The sequence below is a fragment of the Bacillus sp. CR71 genome (assembly GCF_003429245.1).
GTDB lineage: Bacteria > Bacillota > Bacilli > Bacillales > Bacillaceae_G > Bacillus_A > Bacillus_A thuringiensis_S.
In genome coordinates this window covers 1,326,639-1,351,727 of sequence record NZ_CP031748.1, presented here as the reverse complement: position 1 = coordinate 1,351,727, position 25,089 = coordinate 1,326,639, and the positions used below count along the sequence as shown (strand labels likewise).

Here is a 25,089-nt window from a genome sequence, read left to right as displayed (position 1 = left end):
ACAACTGTAAAATTATCCCGCTATTTGCAGGCGGTCCGATTGGTGTTGGCTACTAATCAGTCGTGGAATGAACAAAAGTCTTACTGATTAACGTTTCATTTTATCTCGTTGTTATGCCATGATTTTATTTTCGTTATTTCGCAAACAATATCGTTTTACTATATGTCCACTAAATATCATATACTAACATAGCTACTTCTCTATATCAAACATTTCGGCATTCAATTATGCAAAGTTCCATACCACTATGCTACAATATACAAATAGAACTAGGAGGGATACTATGATTCGGAAAGCAAAAAAGACAGATGCACTGGCAATAGCTCCTTTATTGTATAATGCTCTGCATGAAATTGCTGAAAAAATCACAGGTAGCACAGTTAAAGCAGAAGTATTACTAGGACTTGAGACATGGTTCTCAAAAGAAAATAACCGTCTGAGCTACGAAAACTGTTTTGTCTATGAACAAGACGAGAGTGCAGTTGGAATTATTGTCGCTTATCACGGTAGTGAAGCAACACAGCTTGACGCACCAATTGTACATCACTTAAGAGAATTACATAAAGATGAATCAATTACGTTAGAAAAAGAAGCTGAGCTTGATGAGTATTACATTGATACATTATCAGTTTCAAGTGCACACGGCGGAAAAGGTATAGGTTCTAAATTAATTGAAGCTGCCGAAATCTATGCAACTGAAAAAGGGCATGAAAAAATCGCTTTACTTGTTAATTTAGAAAACACACGCGCCTATTCACTATACGAAAAGTTAGGTTATAAAAAAGATGAAATTGTTATGCTAGTAGGCGAACCTTATGCTCATCTCGTAAAAACATTAAACGTCAAAATTTCTATATCTTAAAAAGAAAGCACACGATTTATATAAATCGTGTGCTTTTATGTTAAATTCGTATTTAATATATTTCCATCCATCGCCTCGTGAAACGTATATGTTGTACATCCCCATGGCTTTCTATGCAAAATAGGAGAACCAGACCATCCCATTGCCCTCAGCTCCGTTCCAATCATCGAATTAAAATACTTATGACCTACAAGAGCAATACTTCCATGTACGAGAGCATAACGATGTAACAGGTAAGCCGCTTGCCTTGCCCTCTCTCTTACTTCCTTATAAGACTCAACATCTTTATGGTAGCCAAGTATCCATAATGTTCGTCCAATGAACATCCATACCTTAATTGTGCATTTCAACCACTTCGGAGCAAAAAAGCATGAAGGAACTTCAGCTTCTCTAAAAAGAGAATTTTGCATAAAAGATAAAGAATCTGTCAATTCAGCTGCTGATTGTACAGCACGCCTTTGATCACTTGTTAAGACAAATTTCGCTGCTTCAATTGCCTCTATTGTTTCTATCGGCATTTTAGCTTTTTGTATCATTGATTCGGAATCATACTGTTTCATCCATTCGTGAAATGAATTAATTGTCATCGGTTCTCTTATACGACCTAAACAACCATGACGAATAAAAGAAATCTTCATTCTTTTCACTCTCCATTCATCACTTACGAACTCTATTATGCACTAGTTCTAAATATCATACCATGCAAGAAAAGAAAGTTATATACCTTTACATCTCCCCACCACTATCATGTGTTATCGAAGCATGGGTACCATCCATCCCATCAAAATATGTATTCGTATCATATTGACGAATCTTTTTTAAATGCATATAAGAAAATAAAAATAAAATTAAAGCTATAACACTCCCCACAAATTCAAAAATCATTTTACCGCCTCTAATTTCTCCCACTTCAGCAGGTTATTCTACTTTTTCATTATACCTCGATATAAAGATTTCCGCATTTTTGCTATTTTTTCAAATAACATGGATTTTCTACATATTTTCTTACAAAAAGTGAATTTTTTTCGAATTTTTACTTTGGAAACATTTACAAAGTAGGAAATATGGTTCAAAATAGGAGGAAATAAAAAAACCCAAATTTATTCTTTTTTGGGAAAACTGTAACAAGGAGAGTTGCTTATGCAGATCGCAGAAACTGGAGATATCATCGAATTTAAAGGTGGAATGCAAGGCCGTGTTCAAAAAGTAAATCAAAACTCTGTTATTGTTGATATAACAATTATGAAGAATTTTAGAGAACTAGATATGGAACCTCTTACAGTTGTAAGTCATAAAAACTATACTGTCATTAATCAAAATGCATAATATAATAGAAAGAAAGGGCCTGTATAGTATACAGGCCCTTTCTTTCTATTAACGATTATCAATTGTTTCCGGATATAGATCGTGGTTCATCATGCGGTAGTCAGCCATTTGTTCATACTTCGTCCCCGGGCGACCGTAGTTGCAGTATGGATCAATTGAAATGCCACCACGTGGTGTAAATTTCCCCCATACCTCAATGTAACGTGGATCCATTAATTTAATTAAATCGTTCATAATAACGTTCATGCAATCTTCGTGGAAATCACCATGATTGCGGAAACTAAATAAATACAACTTTAAAGATTTACTCTCTACCATTTTTTGCTCTGGAATATAGCTAATATAAATTGTTGCAAAATCTGGTTGTCCTGTTTTCGGACATAAACTTGTAAATTCAGGACAATTGAATTTTACAAAATAATCACGGTTTGGATGATTATTATCAAATACCTCTAATATTTCTGGGCTATATTCAAATAAATATTTTGTATTTTGATTTCCTAGTAATGTTACATCTTTTAAATCTTCATCTAATCTTCCTGTCATTTTAAACATCCCTTCTCATTATACGCCGCGTTTATTTCCCCATACTAACGCATGAAGCTGGGGCAATACTTTTGCATCGTTCATCTCTTTACAATTTACAGCTTTATCAATCAGCCACTCATACTTATCTAATAATTTTTTAATAAGCATTGCATCATCCACTGTTTTTGTATCATCGTTTCCTACTTGCAAGAAAAATGGTACATCTGGATAACGTTCGTGCATCTTAACTGCATATTCAAAATCATAATCATCGAATACTACTACTTTTAAACTAATATCTTTTCCTGCTAGTTTCTGAATAATAGCATCTAACTTCTGAAAATCTGTTTTCATCGTCGAACTTGGTGGTTTTGGAGAAATTGTTACTTCATCAATTTGAAGTAACCAATCTTGCCATTTACTCCCTTGAGTTTCAATTGCCGTCCGCATTCCATTTTCTTTTAATATAGAAAGAAGAAACTCAATATTTTTCAGCAATGCCGGATTCCCGCCTGAAATCGTAACATGAGAAAATTTTTCTCCTCCAATTGCAACAAGCTCATCCCAAATATCTTCTGCTGTCATCTGTCTAATTTGATTTTTAGCTGATCCATCCCATGTAAAAGCAGAATCACACCAAGCGCAGCTATAATCACAACCAGCCGTACGGATAAACATTGTCTTTTGCCCTACAACCATTCCTTCACCTTGAATAGTCGGACCAAATATTTCTAAGACAGGGATTTTACTCATCGAGCATCCACTCCCGTCTTACTTCCGCATAACTAGTCGGCGTCTCAAATAGACGAACAAATTCTACGCGAGCTCCTTTATATTCGTTCACTCGATTCTCTTTAGTTAGTGCCTCTGCCATCTTTTCATAAATCCAAACGACCATATTTTCAGCAGTCGTATTCATTGCAGGTAACGTTTCGTTTAAATAACGATGATCTAAATAAATTTCGATTTCATTCTTCCAAATCTCTTTTATATCACCAAAGTCAATTGCAAGTCCTATTTCATTTACATATCCACTAATTCCAAATACAACTTTATATGTGTGACCATGTAAGTTTTTACATTTCCCTTCATAACAGTGTAAATGGTGTGCTGCATCAAATGTAAATTCCTTGCTGACCATTACTCTTTTATTATGGTATTTGAGCTGTTTACGCTGAATATCCTTGTCCATTTTTTGCAAATTTTCTACGATGCGAAATCCAAAGAAATTATCCATTAGTTGTTCGCTCCTTCGCGTTCTTGTAGGTACGTATCTAATCCTGCTTTACGAAGTTGGCACGCTGGACATTCACCGCAACCATCACCAATGATTCCGTTATAACATGTTAATGTTTTTTCTCGAACAAACTCAAATGCTCCAAGTTCATCTGATAATTTCCATGTTTCAGCTTTATCAATCCACATAAGTGGCGTGTGAATGACAAACGGGTAATCCATGGATAAATTTAAAGTAACGTTTAACGATTTCACAAACACATCACGGCAATCTGGATAACCACTGAAATCAGTTTCACATACACCCGTTACAATATGACGTGCTCCAACTTGTTTTGCTAATACAGCAGCAAATGATAAGAAGAGTAAATTTCGTCCATCTACAAATGTCGATGGCAATTCACCTTCTTCATGTGTAATCTCCATATCCGTTCTCGTTAACGCATTTGGAGCAAGTTGATTTAATAGACTCATATCTAGTACCGTATGCTTTATTCCTAGCTCTTTTGCAATTTTCGCTGCACAATCAATTTCTAGCTTATGACGTTGATTGTAATTAAAAGTTACAGCTTCTACCTCTGCAAACTGCTCTATTGCCCAAAATAAACATGTTGTACTATCTTGTCCTCCACTAAAAACAACAACTGCTTTTTCTTTTTTCATTTCACTCATTCTCCTTCTCTACTATAAATAAGAAGAAAGAACGTTCTTGAACTGTCACAATAAAAAAACAAAACAATACCTAAGGATATTGTTGTTTCCATAGTTTTTTATAGAGGGAGTTCGCGAACCTCTCCCGCGCGGTGCACGGAATTTCTTCTTTCATTGACACAGCTTATTGTAACATATTGTATACTAGCGTAAAAATTTCTGATTTTTCCGCTATTTATTATTTCATTTCTTTCATTTTATAGTATGATTAATTTAATATAAGAAGAGAGGAGGCATCCCACTGAAATCCTTTATTATTTATCTCTTTTTAAATATATTATTCATCCTTATTACAATGCTCGTATATCATTTATTTTGGAATCAAAAAGGGAAACGCTCTCCTAAATTAAATTCAGCTATATTTATTGTATTGTGTTGCCTCGCTACCGTACTCTGTATTACATTTGCAGCAAAAACAAATAATGGTTTTCAATTTGATATGCGCCATATTGTATTAATTGTCGGTACATTAACGGGAGGGCCTATTGCTGGTGGTTCTATCTTAGTTGTATTAAACATATATCGCTTACTATTAGGTGGGGTAGGTGTTTTCCCATCTCTTATCGGTTCTGTTCTTCTATTTATTGTTCTACTATTAACATATAAATTTTTCAATCGAACTTCTAATCGTATAAAAATAACACTTGCTATTATCTACAGTCTCACATACGGATTTAGTTGGATACCTTTCTTTCTTTCAAAGGTTACAAATAAGACTGATTATATACCGCATATTATTGTATATGAGTTATGTTCAATGCTTGGTACGATCCTAATTTTATATTTACTACACATATTACAAACTCAAGTTCGTCTCCAAAACGAACTTATAAATGCTGAAAAGTTTCATTTAATTGGTGAAATGGCAGCGTCTATCTCTCATGAAATTCGCAATCCATTAACTTCAACGAAAGGGTTTTTACAACTGTTACAATCAGATACATGCACTGAGCAGGAACGAAAATTATATATCGACATTGCCATTAACGGCATCGAACAAGCAAATCATGTTCTTACAGATTATTTAACTTTTGCCAAACCAAGCATTGAAAAAGAACAAACATTACAGTTAGAAGAAGAATTACTACATGCATTGTCGTTAATTACACCGCTTGCTAATTTAACAAATGTACGTACTCATTATATAAAGCAAAGCACTTCTTTTTTTATCGCTGGAGAAAAACAAAAACTAAATCAATGTTTATTAAATATTTTAAAAAATTGCATTGAGGCTATGCCAAAAGGCGGTGATCTTTATTTCACATTAGTTCCTGATCATAAGCATATTCAGTTATATATAAAAGATACAGGAATCGGTATGGATTCAGAACAAGTAAAACGTCTTGGTTCGCCTTTCTATTCAACGAAAGAAAAAGGCACTGGACTTGGAATGATGGTCGTATTCAGTGTTGTTCAAGCTATGAACGGAAAAATTGATATTATAAGTGAAAAAGGAATCGGTACAACCTTTTTATTAACTTTTCCACTCATACAAAAAACGTGATGAAATAATCATCACGTTTTTTCTGTTCCTTCAACTAATTCAGCAAAAGCTTTCACTTTTCCGTGCGGTTGTTGATTTTCTTTACGCGCTTTCCAGGCGCGCTCCTCTTCTCGCTTCTTCTTAGACATATTTTTTCAACTCCTTCTTTTCTTTCTCCATGTAGTATTCCAAAATAAGAAAGAAAACTATGCACATATCAAAAAAGAAGTGGTTTCCCACTTCTTCCACTTTAGCGTTGCAAAATTGCATGTTTCGCCTCTTTTAACTGCGTAAGATGTCTTTGTTCATGCAAATCAAGAAATTGAACCCATTGATACAAATTCAGATCATTAAAAACAGGATGCTTTAATCCATTTTCAAATAGATCTTTTTCATCTATAACACTATGAAGCGCGTGTAATAGTTCTTGTCGTGAATGTTCTAGTAATTGAATTCCTTGCTGTTTTTTCATTAAAGTTTCTGTTGGTTGCATTTGCTGAGGAGCTTCTCGTTTATGTGTGCGATCAAGCGTAAGTTGGAGGTCTTTAAATGGAGTCATGTTTCTTTCGTTTTTTTGTAAAGCATATACAAGGGCAGACGTGACAGATTGTTCAACTAAATGCAAGTGGTGTAAAATTTGAGTAATACTCCATTTATCACGGCGTGGCTTTACATTCACTTCTGTATCATTTAACATTTCAATTTCTGATAATAGCGTGCTTCGGGTAGACTGTAATGAGTTTACTAAACTTTCTAAACTCACATCCATATTAGATTGAAGCATACTTGTTCCCCCCTTTTGTTGGTGAAAAGAGGTGCTCCTTATTAGAAACACCTCTTTAGTATTCTGAATTTTCTTTTATTATCTCATCATTTTCCCATTATGTCGATGTTAAACATGTGAAAAAAAGCGCATGTTTTTTACAATTTTGTGTCGTCAATCGCATGTAACCATGCTTCAATTTCTGTAATAACACTTTTCACACAGCCTTCAGCAAATGGTGATGTTAAATTTGCAACTTCTACTAATTCTAAGAACGATTTACTTCCACCTTGTTGGCACAGATTCACATAATCTTCCCACGCCTCTTGTCTATTATCTCTTGCACGTTTCCAAAATTGTAGCGCACAAATTTGAGCAAGCGTGTAATCAATATAATAGAAAGGTGAACTATAAATATGCCCTTGACGTTGCCAAAAACCACCGCGCTCTAAATAATCATTATCCTCATAATCACGATGCGGTAAGTATTTCTTCTCTATGTTACGCCATGCTGTCTTACGCTCTTCAGGTGATGCTTCAGGATTTTCATATACATAATGTTGATATTCATCAACTGATACGCCATAAGGTAAAAACAGAAGTGCTGAACTTAAGTGAGAGAAGTAATATTTATCTGCATCTTCTTCAAAGAATAGCTTCATCCATGGCCATGTAAAAAATTCCATACTCATAGAGTGGATTTCACACGCTTCATATGTTGGCCAATTATATTCTGGAATTTCAAATTTACGACTTTCATATACTTGGAAAGCATGACCTGCTTCATGTGTTAATACATCAATGTCACCAGATGTTCCATTGAAGTTTGAGAAAATAAATGGCGCTTTATAATTCTCAATATATGTACAATATCCGCCACCAGCTTTTCCTTTTTTCGCAACTAAATCTAATAAATCATTATCTAGCATGAAATTGAAAAATTCATCTGTCTCAGCCGATAACTCTTTATACATCGTCTTTCCATGATCAACAATCCAATCCGCATCTCCTTTTGGAGTTGGGTTCCCTGTAGCAAACTCAAAGTTTTCGTCGTAATAAGCTAACTTCTCTACACCGATACGTGCTTGTTGTCGCTTTCTTAATTCCGTTGTAACGGGAACGATATAATCCAGCACTTGCTGACGGTAATTAGCCACCATCTCCGCATTATAATCTGTACGGTACATTCTTGCATATCCAAGTTCAACAAAGTTTTTGAAACCTAAAGATTTTGCGATTTTCGTTCTCACTTTAACAAGCTCATCATAAATACGATCTAGTTCTTCCTCATTTCCAGCTAAAAATCCGTAGTATGCTTCACTTGCTGCTTTACGTTCGCTTCTTTCTTTTCCTTGCATAAACGGAATCAGTTGCGATAACGTTCTTTCTTCTCCAGCAAAGTCAATTTTTGCAGATGCTAATAACTGTGTATATTGCGACGATAATTTATTTTCTAATTGTAAATCTTTCACGACTTCATCTGAATATGTTTTTAAATCACATTCTGCTAGAGCAAATAATTGTTTTTCATAATACGCCTCTAATTCTTCACGAAATGGAGAATTAATGAGTGCCTTATAATATTTTGTACCATATCCTTGTACAACTGGAGAGAATTCATCAAAGAAATCCTGCTCCTCCTTATAAAAAGTATCCGTCGTATCAACAGAATGGCGAATGTAACAAAGGTTTCCCATTGTACCAAAATCGTTGCGAATTTCATTAATTGAATTAATGACTTGTTTTTGTTCTTCTACAGTTTTTGCGTTATCAAACTTCTCTAAAGCAACAGTAAATTTCTCTTTTAACTCTTCAATATTTGGGCGTTTATATTCATAGTCTTTAAATGACATGAACGAGCCTCCTCTCCATTACATACCTTTACTATAATTCAATACGTATTCCCGAATTCCCTCTTAATTTTCAACAAAATTCGGCAGTTACTACCCTGAGTTCATTGCAAATAAAAAAGCCTTGGATTTATTTATCCAAAGCTCCTTTGGAAAATATTATTATTTTTCATACTTCCCAATTTTTTTTAATAGATCAAGTAATTCATCTTTTTCATCTTTCGTTAACATTTCAAAAGACTGATGTATAACTTTCTCATGCCCCGGAAAAATAGAAGCAATAAAGTTCTCGCCAGACTCAGTTAATTGCGCGTAAATAACACGTCTGTCATTCGGGCATGGGATTCTCTTTACTAATCCCTTTTTCTCCAGCTTATCTACAACATATGTAATGCTGCCACTGGCTATTAAAATGCGCTCACCAATTTGCTGGAGTGGTTGACCGCCTTTATGATATAGCAGTTCTAATACAGCAAATTCCGTTGGATTTAACCCGTTACTTTGTATAGATTTATTTGTAGTATCCATAACAGAACGATGTACACGAGATAATGCAATAAATACTTTTAAAGATTGAGAAATATCTTCTCGTTCATTATTTGATGTCATACAACTTTCAACCCTTCACTTAAATTCTCAGCAATAAAAAGAAAATGCCACTTCATACTTCATGTGAATTCCGAATGAGCATTCACTCATCCATTTCCTCTCCCCTAATATATTAAGAATCATTCTTGAATAAAAACATGACAATTTTAACATAGTTTATATATAATGATAATAAAAAAAGAAGGAGTACCACATTTGAAAGTCAAATTCCAAAGCATAATTATATATATATTGCTTGTTATCCTACCGACAATAGGGATTGGTGCTACATTTTATTCGTATCATACATATAAAATGAAACAGGAAAACAAATTATCCGCTCATACAGTTCTCTTTTTATATAGAGATTATTTAGATCATCATCTTGGTGAAGCAATTTCTGCTTTAGACATGCTTGCAAAAGTTGTAGGCACCGAGACTGGTAATATAAATGGCATTAAACAAATTGTACATGATACAGATGGAAACGATGCACGCTTTTCTGGTCTATATTACGCTACACCAAAAGGGGTCATTACAATCGCATCTGAAGATGAATCAAAGCCCGTAGATGTTTCAGACCGTAAATATATTCAAGACGTGCTACAAACTAAAAAAACCACTGTATCATCAGTCATTACTGATCGCGTTCTTGGACATAAAGCTATTATGATTGCTGCCCCCATATTCAATAAACAGAAGGAGCTCTCAGGATTATTATTAGCTAGTTTACGCTTTGATTACATTTCATCTTCTTTAAATGCCATTAAACCACAATACCATTTTGAGGTAACTGATAAACATGATGTAGTTTTTCTAACCGATGATAATAATGACACAAGTGATACGCATTCTAATATGCTTACTACTCCACTCCAAAGATTAAATTGGAAGGTCTCTGTTTCACCATTACCTATTCATCAAAAAAACTTATACCAGTGGGTTGCAATAGAGTGTATCGCTACTTTATTTTTAATGTCTATTTTATTTTTACTTGCTCAATATATGTTGTTAAAACGTCAAACAAAACTTGAAAGACAACAAAATGAACTACAGAAAATTGAATTAGTTGGAACTTTTGCAGCAAGTACAGCACACGAAATCCGTAATCCTCTTACTGGAATTAAAGGACTCGTCGCTCTATTAAAAGAGAAATATAAAGATGAACAAGATCAGTTCTACTTTTCCGTAATTGAACAAGAAATAGAGCGAATCAATGAAATTGTAAGTGAATTTCTTATTCTCGGCAAGCCAACCGCCATCATCGAACAAACATATGACGTAAGAACAATTCTAAATGAGGTAGCATTAATTATTCAATCTGAGGCGAATTTACATAACATTGTATTCCATTTACATTTGCCAGACCATCCTGTTCATATCCGTTGTTCGAAAGACCATATGAAACAAGTGGTTTTAAACATTACAAAAAATGCAATTGAGGCCATGACTTCTAGTGATACACTAACCATTGTAGTAAAAAACAATGAAACACACGCACAATTACAGATTACAGATACTGGAAAAGGGATTCCGCAACATATTCAAAAACACCTCTTTCATCCGTTCTTTACTAATAAAGATACTGGAACAGGTCTTGGACTTGTCATATGTAAACGAATTGTAGAGATGTATAATGGGCATATTTTTATTGACAGTACAGAAAACGAAGGAACGACAGTTCATATCGAAATTCCGTTACACATAGTATAATTATCCTTATCCTATAAGGGTAATTATACTTATTTCATAAAACCAGCGACAAGCATTCGCCAAAAATTATTTGATTTTCCTTCATACCCGATTTGGAAAATTGGTATTTTTATAATTGAAAACCATTTCGGTGTTTGTTTTTCTTTATAACACTGATATTGTAAAATAAGCTTGTCCAATTCTTGACTAACTTGAATTGTCTCCCTACTATTTAGCCCACTTGTTAATCCTAGTTGAATCATTTCTTCACGTTTCATATGAATATCACGTGAAAGCTTTTCTAATGTGTACTTCCTTTTTACAGTAAACATCCATATCCCCCTTATTATACTTCCATGCTCTCAACTTCACTTCTCCATTGACCTTTTTAACTACTTAATCATATACAAATTTGAAGAATCAGAAATTTTAACATTTTCTCCCTGTAATTTACAAATCTTTACCCTCACTTTGAGAATTATTACAAATTATTCTATCTTTGTAAATACATTCGCAATAATAGACATTTTTTTCATCTTCTTTTTTTACAAATTCTACGTAAACCGGGGATTCTTAATTTTCCACCTACTTTTCTTCGACATTTTTTGTTTAATTTATATAAAAAAGCAAAACATAATGATGATTGATAAAGTGAAACTTTAATCAGTGTTTTTTGTTCAGCCCCACTGATTATTAGCATTCACCAATCGTGCGTTTATAGGCAGTGAATCTCCCACCTATCCAGCCCAATGTTGAGGTGGGAGTCTTACTACCCACAAATAGCGGGATAACAATAGAAAGGAAATATTTATATGCGAAAATATACGATTACATTGTTCATCATTGTTTTGTTTTTACCGTCCTTCTTATTTCCTATTCAAGCAAATGCTCATACAAATAAAGTTGCTATTGTCATTGATGATTTCGGCAATAATATGAAGGGGACTAATCAAATGTTATCACTTCCCATTCCGCTCACTGTTGCTGTTATGCCTTTTCTTCCTTCCACAAAAGAAGATGCAATAGCCGCCCATAAAAAAGGCCATGAAGTTATTATACATATGCCAATGGAACCTATTAAAGGTAAAAAAGAATGGCTTGGACCGAAAGCAATTACAACCGATTTAAGCGATGAAGAAATAAACAACCGACTTGAACAAGCGATTCAAGAAGTTCCGCATGCAATTGGAATGAACAATCATATGGGGTCAAAAGTAACAGCGGATGAAAGAATTGTTCGCCTTATACTTGCTGCTTGTAAAAAACACGGTTTATTTTACTTAGATAGTAAAACTAATCCTAATAGTGTCGTCCCAAAAATCGGAAAAGAATTAGGAGTTCCTATTATTGAAAACCAACTATTTTTTGATGATGTGTATACAGCAGGACATATTTCAAAACAAGCCCAATTACTCATCAAAAAAATTCAAGAAAAACCTATTATGGTAGCTATCGGGCATGTGGGCCCCCCAGGTGAAATTACATCACGCGTTATTGAAACTTCTATCCCTAAAATTCGTGAGCATGCAGACTTTATTTTTTTATCTGATCTAGCATTATCCCCGCCTCCTGTTTCAAAATAAAGTTTATTACTCACAAAGAAAAGTACCTATCTATATATAACAGATAGGTACTTTTCTTTTTAACTTAAATATAATCTACATGACTCACTCTGAATCCTTTTTTCTCTATTTTTCCGATTAATTGCTTTAATCTTGTTTCATCTAACTCATCTGATATATTTACAATAACGCGGCGGATATATTGATCACCGTTATCGAGTGTAAACAACCCACCGATATTATATGCTTTTAACAATGTCCCAAGCTCTTTAATCGTTCCTTTACAATCTTGTGTTGCAATTGTTAATATATAACCACCTGTCCGCATACCAAATGAATCTTCAATAACATCAAATATATTCGAATGCGTTAACATACCGACAAATTCATTATAATCATTTAGCACGGCTAAAAACGGAAGCCGACGAATCACATAAAAGGCTCTGAAGAAGGAATCCTTTTCAAAAATAAATGCATTGGAATTGTCAAGTATATCTCCTGCACTTACATGCTCTAATCCGCTATTGCATTTTTTTTCTAATAAATCTACTTTATAAATAATCCCCGTGAATTTCTTCTCATCTTCTGCTAATACCGGGATGGCTCGAAATCCCGTTTTGTTCATCGTTTGCAGTGCCTCTTCACCAGAATCATTTATTTTGCAAAATGTTACTTGCTGCTTTGGCAGAAAATGATATTTAACTCGCAAAATATGTTCCTCCTTACATGTCAACATGTAATCTATATATAATAAGGAGACCTATATTTTATGAGTGAAATTATTTTTAAAACGCTTTCATTTATTTATTAACTTGTGGCCATATCACATTCATTTTTATATAACAGAGCTTCTTGCGCCCTTAATCATTAATAATTTCACATGATAGTTCATTAAATATTCTATACCCTCTAGCCATTTTTTCGCTTCTTCTGGCGTTTTTCCCCACACAATCATGCCGTAATTATGAACAAGAACTACTCCTCCACCTTCAATGAAATTCGGAACATTGCTTTCTAATAAATCAGCGAATTTTTTTTCATCTTCTACAATTGGAATGGTCATTTCTGTTATACCTTCTTTTCCGAAAACACGTTCCACACTGCGTTTATCGAACGTTACTTCTCCTTCTTCTCCATATAACTCTGATATTAAATGACTATCTACAGTCTGCACTTGTAAAATACATCCTGCACTACTTTTTTTATAAATATCCGCATGCATAAATGACTCTGCAGCTGGTTTTTCTTCATTTTCAAATACTGACTCGCACATGCAATTTACGACAATAAAATCTTCTTCCGAAAATAGCCCTTTATCTCTTCCCTCAACATTTACTAAAAATGTTAACGGCTCTTTTGACGTACATAGCGACAAACTAATTTTGGTACCATAAAACCAATCACGAAGTGCCAATTCAGATTTCACATCTTTTAATTCATTCCATTTCTTCAGAAAAAATAACATTTCGTCACCCCCGGCATAATATTCATATAAGGTTCGAATCCTTTCTATGTAAAAGGAATATTTTTTGATTATTCTAAAAATTTAATTGAATTATCACATGAGAATGCTTTTTTGTCAATATAGTTTCGCGGTTCTTCTTTAAAATAGGCTATTCATATGTCTATACTCCTATCTATTGCCTATTTCATTTTGTACATAAAAAAATGCACTATTCTTTAATTAAAGAATAGTGCATTTTCCTCACTTTTTATCCCGCTATTTGCTAGGCAGTAAGACCCCCACCTCAAAATGCAGCGAAAGCAAAGAAGTTAGGCGGGGATCGGGCTCTGCCCGTAAAAGCCCGATTGGTGAGGGCTAATAATCAGTGGGGGATAAACAAAACCCCCACTGATTAAAGTTTCACTTTATTTCTTTATTGCATTATACAAAAACTGTGCATATTGTTCACGTGTTACGAAATTATCTCCTAAAAAATTCCCTTCCCCGTCACCTTTTGATATTTTATTATCTACTAGAGCTTTCACATATCCTTTCGCCCAATGGCCATTTGGTATATCTTTGAAATTCTCTGCACTATTTTCATTTTCTTTTAACTGAAATACTCTTTGTAGTACTACTGACATTTCATATCGAGTTAATACTCCATCTGGACGGAATATATCATTTCCATACCCTGTCATAATACCAGCTTGAACCACTGCATCAATAGCCGTTTCATACATATTTCCTTTCGTATCTGTAAATGCCGTTTTTGGTTCTAGATTATTTTCTAATTTTAAATACCTTTGTATTAGAAGAGCTACTTGTCCACGAGTAATGTTATCACCAAATCCAAATTCACCATTTCCATAGCCTATAAATAACTTTTCTTTCGCTAAGTAATTAATTGCTTCTTCTGACCAATGTCCCTTTGGTACATCTTTAAATTCTACCACTTCTGTTTTCTCATCTTCTTTAGATGTATTACCGTCTTTACTTTCTACTACATTTTGAATAACAGACCCTGTAAAGAAGATTCCTGTATCCGCAAATGGATCTTTCACACCAAATTCATATACTTTCTCACCTGGTGTACTCCATTTCACTACACCATTACTATACGTACCGTTATCGCTCTTCAGACGAATTTTCGTAGAAATCTCACCATCTTTTTCATATATAGGTACTTTTACTTCTTTATTTACTTCTGTTTCCTCTAAAAATACTTTTTGGTTTTGGACATTGATATAAGCCGTCTTACTTAGTTCTATAACTGGTCGGACATCACGGATTTCATTTGCAACAAAACTTAGAAATACTAATTTTTTCAAATTGCTCACTGGTGATAAGTCTGTAATATAATTCGCTTCTAAATCAAGCTTTTGTAAGTTTACTAGACTTGATAATGGAGTAATATCTTTTAATTCATTATTGGGTAAATCTAATTCTGTAAGCTGAGTCATTTTAGCAAGTGGTGTCACATCTTTAATTTGATTTTTCCCGACAAATAATTTATTTAATTGATTCATTTGATCAATACCCGATAAATCTTTAACATTATTACGCGTTAATACTAAATCTTTTAAAGGTAATGAATATAACGGTTTAATATCTTCAATTTGATTACCTGCTAAAGTTAAGTATGTTACATTTTTTAAAGCACTTAATGGAGCAACGTTCTTAATTTTATTATTTGCTAAATTCAAGTAATCTAGTTGTTCCATTTTCGCTAATGCTGTTACATCTTCTATTTGGTTGCCTGATAGATATAAAGTTTTTACATTTTTCATTTCAGTTAGTGGTGCAACATTTGTAATTTTATTATTACTTAAATCAAGAGACTCTAAATTATTCATCTTAACAAGTGGCGTTACATCTGAAAACTCATTACCACGCAAAGCTAAATGATTTAATTGCTTTAGGTTCGCAAAGAACGACGGATCTTTTATCTTTGCATTCGCAACTGTTAAAGATTTTAAATTTGGCATATATTTTAATGCACTATAATCAAGTATCTCGTTTGTATTTAAAAACAAATCCTTTACTTGTAATAACTCTTCTTTCGTAATTGGTGTATTTAAATCTTTTCTATTAAATACTTTTTTATTAACAAGTTCTCTTAATTTGTTATCTGTTATCATGTTTTGATTATCAACTGGATTATCCGTTTCCGTATTGCCTGAATTAGAGTTATTATCTGGTTTCTCTGTTTCTTTGTTACCTACAGTTGGATCTTTAATTTCAAATTGAACTTGATATTTGTGATCATATCCAATAGCTGGAATAAGTATATGCATTTGCATATTGTGCTTCTTCTCAAACTCGCCAATTTCAAATTGAACTACTTTCGTTCCATTCTTCCTCTTATCTTCTGACAAAACTTTCACATCATGAAATACACCAGGCTGGTTTCTATCTTCTATTCTAAGATATTGAAAATAATCGCTATCTTGCATTGTTACAGTGACAATTTTTTTGCCAGCTGCAATTGTTACTTTAGGATCTTTTATATATTGAGAAACCATAGATGGCTCGTCTTTTTGATCCTTATATATTTTAATCTCAGTATCATACGTGCGATCACTCGCTGCTGCTACCGATTGATTTGCTTCAACTTTTAGTGCTGCTAATGCTGGAGTAGAGTACGTAGCAAATGGAATTGCTAATGTTGTCGCTACTACTAGCGCCTTCATATAATTTTTTTTCAAAATAATATCCCCTATCATATATAATTTTTATAATTGATAATACTTATCAATTATCCACAAATAAATGATAATGAATCTCATTATCATTGTCAATGAGAATATTACATTAAATTTATATTTTTAAAGATAAATAATAAAAAGCCCTTTATTCAAAGGGCTTTTTTACCTATCGTATGAAGAATTTCACTTTTTTCCTTCTCATTGATGACACCGATTTTTTGCAAAATATTCGCGTACAATACAAGTTTATTATATATTCGTTCTGACATGTTCTCCCTTCTTTCCTTCGACCAACTTTTTTTGTATTGGTAAATTATATGAAAGAGATGAGAAAATGTGTCCACTTTTTGCATAAATGCAAATCTTTTATTTTACGATTTACAGACAATAAAACTCCCTCCTAAAAATTAGGCGGGAGTTTAGGTACTTTCACTGTATTTAACAAACTGTCCACTGAATATTATGCTTCATAAGTTCTTCTTCAAAACTATATGGCATTTTTTTATCACAAATTACATGTTGAATACGTGAAAATGCTGCTATACGATAATTCCCTTTCACGCCTACCTTCGTATGATCACATAAAATATATGTTTTCTCAGCTAATTTCATCATCGCCTCTGACAATTTCGCTTTCTCTAATTCAAAGCTGGAAACTCCAAAACTAGGTAATAGCCCATCAATCGAAACGAACGCTTTATGAAAATGGAATTGCTGTATTACTTGCTGAGAAATAGACCCTGATACACGCGAATGCTTTGGAGATACTTTTCCACCTATAAATAAAACTTCACCGTGAAACATCTTTTTATTAATAGAAGAAATTAATTGTGTTGCGACTGGAAATGAACTTGTTACAATCGTTAAGTTTTTACGATGAACAAGGTATGGAACCATTTGAAGCGGTGTACTTCCATCATCAATTGCAATGACATCACCATCTTCTACAAATGTCGCTGCTTTATAACCAATTCTTTTCTTCTCTTCTATGTGTAGCATTTCTCTTTCTAACATTGGTGCCTCTACCCCAGCGCCTGGAAGTTGAACAGCTCCACCATACACTTTTTTCAACTTCTTTTCACGATCTAATTCTTCTAAATATCGACGAATCGTTTCTGTTGATACAGCAAATTCTCTAGCTAATTCTGAAACCTTTACTTTCCCTTTAAATTCTACCTTTTCAAGAATGGTTCGCTTTCTTTCTTCTCCTACTACAGACATAGCTTCACCTCATTTATATCTCCCTCATAAACTTCCTTATTTATACAAGGTTGTAATTTTCTTTATAAGCAGAAACTTTTTCATGAATATGAATACCGCGCTTTGCTAGCTCATCAAAAATCAATTGTGGATTTTCAAAAGCTTCTTCAGGCGTAACAACACCCACCCTATTTACATTTCCATTTGCAATTAACTCTGCAGCAATCCCAAATGGAATACCTACGTTTCTCGTATAAGCTCTTAATTTTTCCCATCCTACAACAGAGCCATCAGATAACGGATGTGTATGATATAATACATGTCTTTGCTTCTCATTATTTTTCATACCTATTACTTCTACATGAAGTGCATAACCATAAACCTCTGTTTCTTGTCCTTCTTTCGATTGTAATAAATACTGCGAAATACAATCCATAATACCAATTTCTTTCCCATTTATTTCAATCTGATCATTACGCAATATGCCGTAATCATATAAAGCATGTACAAGTTGCATATTTTGCTTTGGCCAAGTTCCTCTCGTCTCTATCAGTTTGATACCTTTATTTTCTAGTGCCTTTGCTAACGTAATTGTTTCAGAATGCGGGATTATATACTGCGTTGTCTTACCATAAGGCGCTGGCAATTCTATTTCTCTTGGACGCGCAAACGGAAGTACTTGCTTAAATTCACCATCTTCATACACTGTACGCGATGGTAAATGTGGATCATATTCATATGTCGTTGTCTCTGTAATTGATGCAGAAAAAGCAATCGGACGATACGAACCGTGACTTACGCGGATCGTATCTACAGTATCCAGTTGATTTGCTGCATGCATTGCCATCATTTGCGTTACACCTGGCGTCATGCCAAATCCAGGTAAACATGTTTTTTCGTTTTGAACAAATATAGCATGCGATTCATTTTCTTCACCAAATCCATTTAAGTTCACACCGTGACACCCTGCTTCTGCAATACAGCGGGTCGACAATCCGTTTAGCTTTATCGTCGTACCGTCCATTACAATGTCATAACCAATCATTTTTGCAACCGTATCCTCGTGATTCGTTACATCTACTTTTACAAAATCAACACGAGGATCGTTGAGCCATTCTACTACTTTACGGCCCTCTTCCTCGTTAAAATCAGCTACTGTAATCGTCTCAAAAGATGAAAATTGAACTAAATCCAAAATAGCTTCACGACAAATTTTACCTGCTCCACCTAAGCAAAATACTTTCATCCAATAACAGCTCCTTTAGCAATACTATCAACTAAGCGATTAATATCTTCTTCATGTACATCACCGATATTTCCAATGCGAAACGTATCTACTTTCGAAATTTTTCCAGGGTAAATAACAAATCCATAACGCTTTAATTCGTTATATAACTGTTGAAACTCGAACCCCTCTTTTGGATAAATGAAAGATGTAATAATAGGAGATTGATATTTCTCATCTACTAGTGGCTTAAATCCGATTTCTCCCATTCTATTCACTAGTAGTTTTTGATTGTTGTAATATCGATTGTAACGCGCTCTCACTCCCCCCTCTTTTTCTAGTTCAAGTAGTGCTTGATAAAAAGCATGTACAACATGTGTAGGTGAAGTAAAACGCCATTTCCCATTTTGTTTTTCCATCGTTTCCCATTGATCATATAAATCAAGAGATAAAGAACGTCCTTTTCCTTTACACTTCAATAATTCATCACGTTTTGCGATTACAAATCCGAATCCAGGAACCCCTTGAATACACTTATTTGCACTACTAATTAAAAAATCAATTTGTAAATCAGCAATGTCTATTTCAATCCCGCCGAAACTACTCATCGCATCAACAATTGTAACCTTTCCATACTGCTTTCCTAATTTACATACATCTACAATTGGATTTATAATACCTGTCGTTGTTTCACAATGAACAACTGCAATATGCGTAATCTCTTTATCTTCTTGCAATAACTTTTCTACTTCTACAATATTAGTAGGTTCCCACTCTTCTGTTTGACTGACCACTACATCAATCTGTAACCTCTCTGCCATTTGCACGATGCGCTTACCGTACGCACCATTTGTACAAACGAGAAGCTTCCCATTTGCCGGAATAACAGAACCAATTACTGCTTCAACTGAAAACGTACCGCTTCCTTGCATTAACACTGTTGTATATTTCTCTTCTTCCTTCGTCGCTAACGATACAAGTTTAGCTCTTACTTCTTGCACCATCGTATTATATTCAACATCCCACGTACACCAATCGTATAGCATAACTTCTTTTACTGATTTTGTTGTCGTTAATGGTCCTGGTGTTAATAATAAATAGTGATTTTCATTCATGATCCAGTGCCCCTTTTATGAAATAATTAGTTCTTGTTTCTCGATATGTTCTATTATATTTTCGAGCTCCTGCATCGTTTCAATCGTAAAATGAGCCCCATTTTCAACAAACCGATTACGAACTACTTCTATTTTTTCACGAAGCTCTACCGAATCCATACTCTCCACTTCCTCTTCCGTTAAACCGAGCTCACTACTTCCAAGAATTACGCCAACTGTCCACATTCCAGCATTTCTACCTTCTTTCATATCTGATACTGTGTCCCCTACTTTTATCATATGATTCATCGGATACACATCAAGTTCCATTGCATTTTTATAGCACATCCATGGATATGGACGGCCTGCTGGAACATCATCTGGCGTAACAAGAAAATCAGGTTTATATCCTTGTAACGCTGCTTCCTTTGCAACAATATCCATCATTTCTCTCGTATAACCAGTTGTTGAACCGATTTTAATGCCTCTCTCACGTAAAGAAGCGATTACTTCTTTTACCCCCTCAATCGGCGTAGCATAACTTGGCAAAATAGAAAAGAGAATTTCTTCAAACTCTTCATACATCTCATGAATGTCTACTTCTGTTGGTAATTGACCGAAGACACGCTTCCACTCATCCGCAATACGAGGCATTTCTGTTAGTGCCCTTACATGATCTATTTTTAATAATCCCATTGGCTTACGTGCTTCTTCTACTGTAATTTCAACGCCGCGTTTATGAAAAATCTTCATGAATACTTCTAGTGGTGCAAAACATCCGTAATCAACTGTCGTACCTGCCCAATCAAAAATAACTGCTTCAATTTTCATTCTGTCCATCACCCTTCTTATTTATCTTTTTTGCCATTGCGAAGTTCGGTTACGAAGTGCTTTCGTTCCCCATTCATATACAACTCTCACTACAATATTTGTAATAACAATAAGTACACTCATTGCAGCTGCTGGCGCTACATTTCCTGCATCATCCATATTTACGATTGATACGGCAGCTAGTTTAAAATCAGCTGCATATAAGAATACAACTGCTGACACAGTTACCATCGAATTTACGAAGTAGTACATCACCATTTCTAAAATTGCTGGTAAACACATTGGTACTGTTACTCTAAAGAATGTTTTATAAAACGGAATACCCATTGACTGCGAAACAAGCTCAAACTCTCGGTCTAATTTCTTTAAGGCAGTCGTTGCCGTGACAAATGTTACAGAATAAAAATGAATGATATTTACTAGTACTAACACAGCGATTGTTCCGTATAAAGAATGAAACGGATTCGTTACTGATAGTCCCAGAATTTGAATCGTTGGTTGACTAAAGAAAAAGACATATCCTAATCCGAGTACTAAACCTGGTATCGCTAACGGCACTATAGAGAAAAAGTAACCTGTTTTTCTAAAAAATTGTAGCTGGTCTATTTTCTCAATTGCATATGCGAATACAAATGTTAAAATCGCCCCAATAACTGCTGTAACTGCTGAAACAATTACGCTATTTTTAAATGCTTCAAGTCCATCTCCTGTTAAACTCGAAAAATTAAAATGCTCAAATGTAAAACTCATATTATATGGCCATACTTTCACACTTGCAGCAATACCAACTGCAACAAATAATAGAATGATCATAAGTGTAATTACACTACAATATATGAATGAGATTACATCTCTTTTCTTATTAGCTATTATTCTGTATGGTACTGCTTTTGAAGATAAGAAATTCGCCTGCTTTCTTTGCGTAATACGATCAACTACAAATGCGAATATAGCTGGGATTAATAAAATCATTCCGACAGTTGCACCCATCGGCATATTTTGCTGTCCAATTACTTGTTTGTATACGTCAGTAGCAAGCACATTATATTGCCCACCAACAATTTTTGGTGCCCCAAAATCAGTAAAACTAAGTGTAAACACAACAAACATTGCACTAATTAATCCGTACTTTACACTAGGTAAAGTAACCGTGAAAAATTGCTTTGTTTTACTCGCCCCTAACATATTAGAAGCTTCATATAATCGATAATCAGATCCTTGAAAGGCAATTAGCAATATAAGAAATGCTTGCGGAAATGTATACATAACTTCAGCTATTACAATTCCTACTGGTCCATATAAAGGGATTTGTATACCTTCAAATAACCCAAACATCCCTTTCGTTACTAGCCCTTGATTACCAAATAAATATGTAAGTGCTATACCGTGCATCATCGTTGGTGCGAACAATGGTAATAACGCTACATACTGAAATACACGCTTTCCAAAAACATTCGTACGGGCAATTGCATATGCGTAAACGAATGCGATTGCAACTGAAATAATTGTTGTTGCGCCCGAAATCCATACTGTATTTTGTAAAGACTGAACTAAAGTTGGTGTTGTGAAATATTTACTGAAATTCACTAAACCAATGAAAACTCCATCTTTATTATAAAAAGCTTGTGTAAATATTTGTAATAGCGGCAATACAAGTATGATAAGGAAGGAAAGGATCATACCGATAATTACGAGCCTTTGGATCCATTCCTCTTTCCCAATACTTCTCTTAATCTTTTTTTTCGTACTTTCTACCTTATAGTTTTCTAACATCTCCATCTATACAATGACCTTCTTTCCATATGACAACATATGATTTTCTGAGAAAGAGATTTGAATCGGCTTTCCTTTTCTAATAGCGGTTGCTTCTACTTCTGATGCTAATATATCCACTACAATTTTCTCATTATAAAGGTGTGTGTTTTCTTCTATGACTCGCACTTCCGTCCGATATACGGATCCGCGAAATTCCATACTTTCCACAACTGTTTTAATACCTTCCTTTTGTACAATTGTTACATGTTCAGGACGAATTGCATGTTCTTCGTTATTTTTCGAAAAGAAATTAATAGAACCAATAAAATCTGCCACAAACGGATTGGCTGGTCTTTGATAAATCTCCTCTGGTGTTCCAATCTGCATAATTTCCGCATGATTCATTACAACAATTTTATCAGCCATCGTTAATGCCTCTTCTTGATCATGCGTTACCATAATCGTCGTTATTCCTATTTCCTCTTGCAAATCACGCATTTCTCTACGTAATTTTTCACGCACTTTTGCATCTAAAGCTGATAACGGCTCATCGAGTAACAAAATATCTGGAGACAGAGCGAGCGCACGTGCAAGTGCTACTCGCTGCTGTTGTCCACCAGACATTTGAGCAGGATATTTATCTTTTACATTCAGCAAATCTACAAGTTTTAACGCATCTAGCGCTTTCTCTTTCACTTCTGCTTTCCCATATTTTTTTGTCTTTAAGCCGTATTCAATATTTTCAAGTGCTGTTAAATTCGGAAATAAAGCATACGATTGGAAAACCATTCCGAAGTTTCTCTTTCCAGGAGGCAATGCTGTAATATCTTTTCCATTCACAGCTATACTGCCAGTCGTTGGTTCCTCTAGTCCCGCTAAAATGCGAAGCAACGTCGTTTTCCCACAACCACTTGGGCCTAATAAACAAACAAACTCATTTTTGTTCACAGTAAAAGAAATATCTTTTAACGCTGTAAATGCATCAAACTGTTTTTGAATGTGTTGAATTGATAAATATTCGCTCATTTTTCTCTCTCCCACTCACTTACTTTTTCGGTTCTGCTTTTTGGCCAAACTCTTTTTCCCATTTTTCTAAAATTTTGTCACGATTTTCTGCTGCCCATTTAAAGTCATTCTTTTTATATAATTTTTCAGTAACATCTTTCGGGAATCCCTCTGGAAGTTTATAGTCATTTTTAATTGTCGCAAATCCATTTTTCTCAAAGTATAACTTCATTACATCATCAGTAATTGCCCAATCTAAAAATGCTTGCGCTAATTTATCATTTTTCGCATTATCTTTCTTAATAAGTGCGTTCGCTTCTACTTCCCATCCTAATCCTTCTTTCGGCAGTACAACTTCAACTGGGGCACCTTTTTGTTTTTCTTTTAAAGCACTATAAACCATTGATACACCGACTGGATATTCACCTGCTCCTGCTAATTTTGCTGGTTTTGATCCTGAATGCGTATAACTTGCCATATTATCATGAAGTTTCTTCATGTAATCCCAGCCTTTATCTTCACCCATGATTTGTAGCCATGCAGAAACTGTTAAAAACCCTGTTCCAGATGATGCTGGATGTGGCATAACAAGTGTTCCTTTATACTCTGGTTTCGTTAAATCTTCATATGATTCTGGCATCGGTAAATTTTTCTTCTTTAATTCTTCTTTATTTACAGCAATCCCCGTCATAAATGCAGTATTTCCTACCCATTTTTCAGGTTGCTTATCATCTTTAAATTGCGGAAGAACACGATCTGTTCCTTTTGGAGAGTATCCTTTTAACATATCTTTTTTATCTAAAGCTAATAGACTTGATGCCGCAGTTCCCCATACAACATCTGCTTGTGTATTTTTCCCTTCAGCTAGCAATTTCGCAGTAATAACTCCTGTTGAATCACGTACAATGTTTAATTTCACATCAGGATATTTCTTTTTAAAGGAATCAAGATAAATTGGTACAAGCTCTTCTTCAATTGCTGTGTAAACAGTTAATGATCCAGATAATTTTTCATCTTTCACTTTCGCTCCAGCACTTTCTTCCTTCTTTGCACCACACCCCATTAATAACGAAAATACCATTCCAGTCGCTACAGCTTTAAAGATTGTTTTTTTCACTGTTTCTCTCTCCTTTTACAAATCTTATGTACAACTCAAATATAAACAACTAGTGTAAAAGCAGTATTAAACCAACATTAATCTTTTGTTTGTTGTTTGTTTTTGTGTA

The 25,089-nt window shown here is 34.4% G+C and carries 26 protein-coding genes and 1 riboswitch; of the genes, 5 read left to right on the top strand and 21 right to left on the bottom strand.

The genetic code is table 11. The features are described from left to right. The first annotated feature begins 283 nt into the window (after positions 1-283). Positions 284-862 carry a GNAT family N-acetyltransferase gene (locus tag DOS87_RS06965; RefSeq protein ID WP_000619541.1) on the top strand — a complete coding sequence of 193 codons (579 nt, stop codon included), beginning with the start codon at positions 284-286 and terminating at the stop codon, positions 860-862. Between the two features lie 35 nt (positions 863-897). Here DOS87_RS06965 and DOS87_RS06960 read toward each other — a convergent pair whose 3' ends face one another. Both DOS87_RS06960 and DOS87_RS06955 read right to left on the bottom strand, forming a co-directional pair. Continuing rightward, complete coding sequence (locus DOS87_RS06960) at positions 898-1,500, bottom strand: phosphoglycerate mutase (RefSeq protein ID WP_000703092.1); 603 nt, start codon at positions 1,498-1,500, stop codon at positions 898-900. Positions 1,501-1,588: 88 nt separating this feature from the next. Then, positions 1,589-1,747 carry a hypothetical protein gene (locus tag DOS87_RS06955; protein ID WP_063675133.1) on the bottom strand — a complete coding sequence of 53 codons (159 nt, stop codon included), beginning with the start codon at positions 1,745-1,747 and terminating at the stop codon, positions 1,589-1,591. Between the two features lie 255 nt (positions 1,748-2,002). Here DOS87_RS06955 and DOS87_RS06950 point away from each other — a divergent pair, with 255 nt between their 5' ends. Further along, positions 2,003-2,188 carry a YkvS family protein gene (locus DOS87_RS06950; protein ID WP_001165082.1) on the top strand — a complete coding sequence of 62 codons (186 nt, stop codon included), beginning with the start codon at positions 2,003-2,005 and terminating at the stop codon, positions 2,186-2,188. 48 nt (positions 2,189-2,236) lie between these two features. Here DOS87_RS06950 and queF read toward each other — a convergent pair whose 3' ends face one another. Genes queF through queC form a run of 4 tightly spaced genes read right to left on the bottom strand, consistent with a single transcriptional unit; the run spans position 2,237 to position 4,615 of the window. Beyond that, positions 2,237-2,734 carry a preQ(1) synthase gene (gene queF / locus DOS87_RS06945; RefSeq protein ID WP_001986050.1) on the bottom strand — a complete coding sequence of 166 codons (498 nt, stop codon included), beginning with the start codon at positions 2,732-2,734 and terminating at the stop codon, positions 2,237-2,239. Between the two features lie 18 nt (positions 2,735-2,752). Next, positions 2,753-3,469: a 7-carboxy-7-deazaguanine synthase QueE gene (gene queE / locus DOS87_RS06940; protein ID WP_086402379.1), complete on the bottom strand. Its 717-nt coding sequence runs from the start codon at positions 3,467-3,469 to the stop codon at positions 2,753-2,755. Continuing rightward, complete coding sequence (queD, locus tag DOS87_RS06935; protein WP_000368414.1) at positions 3,462-3,953, bottom strand: 6-carboxytetrahydropterin synthase QueD; 492 nt, start codon at positions 3,951-3,953, stop codon at positions 3,462-3,464. Before queD ends, queE begins: the two co-directional genes overlap by 8 nt. Further along, positions 3,953-4,615 carry a 7-cyano-7-deazaguanine synthase QueC gene (gene queC, locus DOS87_RS06930; protein ID WP_000711598.1) on the bottom strand — a complete coding sequence of 221 codons (663 nt, stop codon included), beginning with the start codon at positions 4,613-4,615 and terminating at the stop codon, positions 3,953-3,955. The genes queD and queC overlap by 1 nt, the downstream gene beginning before the upstream one ends. Before the next feature lie 93 nt (positions 4,616-4,708). Further along, a riboswitch (PreQ1 riboswitch) is annotated at positions 4,709-4,752 on the bottom strand. Positions 4,753-4,958: 206 nt separating this feature from the next. Between queC and kinB the strand changes: the two genes are divergently transcribed. After that, a complete protein-coding gene (gene kinB, locus DOS87_RS06925; RefSeq protein ID WP_002083096.1) occupies positions 4,959-6,167 on the top strand; it encodes a sporulation sensor histidine kinase KinB in 1,209 nt (402 codons plus the stop codon). Between the two features lie 11 nt (positions 6,168-6,178). On the opposite strand, the gene DOS87_RS29870 is transcribed toward kinB, so the two are convergent. From DOS87_RS29870 to DOS87_RS06910, 4 genes are all read right to left on the bottom strand, one after another. Beyond that, entirely contained in the window at positions 6,179-6,295 is a 117-nt protein-coding gene (locus DOS87_RS29870; RefSeq protein ID WP_000038355.1) for a DUF6254 family protein, read from the bottom strand. A 101-nt stretch (positions 6,296-6,396) separates the two neighbouring features. Continuing rightward, a complete protein-coding gene (locus DOS87_RS06920; protein ID WP_000941975.1) occupies positions 6,397-6,930 on the bottom strand; it encodes a DinB family protein in 534 nt (177 codons plus the stop codon). 137 nt (positions 6,931-7,067) lie between these two features. Further along, on the bottom strand, positions 7,068-8,762 hold the full coding sequence (locus tag DOS87_RS06915) for a M3 family oligoendopeptidase (protein WP_000008588.1): 1,695 nt from the start codon (positions 8,760-8,762) through the stop codon (positions 7,068-7,070). Positions 8,763-8,921: 159 nt separating this feature from the next. Continuing rightward, positions 8,922-9,368 carry a MarR family winged helix-turn-helix transcriptional regulator gene (locus DOS87_RS06910; RefSeq protein WP_000203336.1) on the bottom strand — a complete coding sequence of 149 codons (447 nt, stop codon included), beginning with the start codon at positions 9,366-9,368 and terminating at the stop codon, positions 8,922-8,924. 195 nt (positions 9,369-9,563) lie between these two features. Between DOS87_RS06910 and DOS87_RS06905 the strand changes: the two genes are divergently transcribed. Then, the gene (locus tag DOS87_RS06905; protein ID WP_000865060.1) at positions 9,564-11,060 is read left to right on the top strand and encodes a DUF3149 domain-containing protein; all 1,497 of its coding nucleotides are present in this window, start codon (positions 9,564-9,566) and stop codon (positions 11,058-11,060) included. A 29-nt stretch (positions 11,061-11,089) separates the two neighbouring features. On the opposite strand, the gene DOS87_RS06900 is transcribed toward DOS87_RS06905, so the two are convergent. Beyond that, positions 11,090-11,371 carry an aspartyl-phosphate phosphatase Spo0E family protein gene (locus tag DOS87_RS06900; RefSeq protein ID WP_000495536.1) on the bottom strand — a complete coding sequence of 94 codons (282 nt, stop codon included), beginning with the start codon at positions 11,369-11,371 and terminating at the stop codon, positions 11,090-11,092. A gap of 480 nt (positions 11,372-11,851) precedes the next feature. Between DOS87_RS06900 and DOS87_RS06895 the strand changes: the two genes are divergently transcribed. Next, entirely contained in the window at positions 11,852-12,622 is a 771-nt protein-coding gene (locus DOS87_RS06895; RefSeq protein ID WP_001234134.1) for a divergent polysaccharide deacetylase family protein, read from the top strand. A gap of 64 nt (positions 12,623-12,686) precedes the next feature. Here the strand turns inward: DOS87_RS06895 and cbpA are convergent, their stop codons facing one another. The 10 genes from cbpA to DOS87_RS06845 all read right to left on the bottom strand — a co-directional run bounded on the left by cbpA (position 12,687) and on the right by DOS87_RS06845 (position 24,980). Further along, on the bottom strand, positions 12,687-13,310 hold the full coding sequence (gene cbpA / locus DOS87_RS06890; RefSeq protein WP_001264213.1) for a cyclic di-AMP binding protein CbpA: 624 nt from the start codon (positions 13,308-13,310) through the stop codon (positions 12,687-12,689). A 126-nt stretch (positions 13,311-13,436) separates the two neighbouring features. Further along, entirely contained in the window at positions 13,437-14,066 is a 630-nt protein-coding gene (locus DOS87_RS06885) for a class II aldolase/adducin family protein (protein ID WP_000896006.1), read from the bottom strand. A 404-nt stretch (positions 14,067-14,470) separates the two neighbouring features. Beyond that, a complete protein-coding gene (locus DOS87_RS06880) occupies positions 14,471-16,753 on the bottom strand; it encodes an NEAT domain-containing leucine-rich repeat protein (protein ID WP_103577946.1) in 2,283 nt (760 codons plus the stop codon). A 438-nt stretch (positions 16,754-17,191) separates the two neighbouring features. Then, a complete protein-coding gene (locus DOS87_RS06875) occupies positions 17,192-17,974 on the bottom strand; it encodes a DeoR/GlpR family DNA-binding transcription regulator (protein WP_000117666.1) in 783 nt (260 codons plus the stop codon). A gap of 40 nt (positions 17,975-18,014) precedes the next feature. Next, a complete protein-coding gene (locus DOS87_RS06870; protein ID WP_000862157.1) occupies positions 18,015-19,199 on the bottom strand; it encodes a saccharopine dehydrogenase family protein in 1,185 nt (394 codons plus the stop codon). After that, the gene (phnW, locus tag DOS87_RS06865) at positions 19,196-20,293 is read right to left on the bottom strand and encodes a 2-aminoethylphosphonate--pyruvate transaminase (RefSeq protein WP_086402377.1); all 1,098 of its coding nucleotides are present in this window, start codon (positions 20,291-20,293) and stop codon (positions 19,196-19,198) included. The genes DOS87_RS06870 and phnW overlap by 4 nt, the downstream gene beginning before the upstream one ends. A gap of 15 nt (positions 20,294-20,308) precedes the next feature. Continuing rightward, positions 20,309-21,103: a phosphonoacetaldehyde hydrolase gene (phnX, locus tag DOS87_RS06860; RefSeq protein WP_000687386.1), complete on the bottom strand. Its 795-nt coding sequence runs from the start codon at positions 21,101-21,103 to the stop codon at positions 20,309-20,311. Positions 21,104-21,124: 21 nt separating this feature from the next. Next, positions 21,125-22,882 carry a putative 2-aminoethylphosphonate ABC transporter permease subunit gene (locus DOS87_RS06855; protein WP_140153116.1) on the bottom strand — a complete coding sequence of 586 codons (1,758 nt, stop codon included), beginning with the start codon at positions 22,880-22,882 and terminating at the stop codon, positions 21,125-21,127. Beyond that, positions 22,883-23,884: a putative 2-aminoethylphosphonate ABC transporter ATP-binding protein gene (locus DOS87_RS06850; protein ID WP_000006195.1), complete on the bottom strand. Its 1,002-nt coding sequence runs from the start codon at positions 23,882-23,884 to the stop codon at positions 22,883-22,885. A gap of 19 nt (positions 23,885-23,903) precedes the next feature. Further along, positions 23,904-24,980 (bottom strand): putative 2-aminoethylphosphonate ABC transporter substrate-binding protein, encoded by a 1,077-nt coding sequence (locus DOS87_RS06845; protein ID WP_000750915.1) that lies wholly within the window; start codon positions 24,978-24,980, stop codon positions 23,904-23,906. Positions 24,981-25,089: the final 109 nt, after the last annotated feature.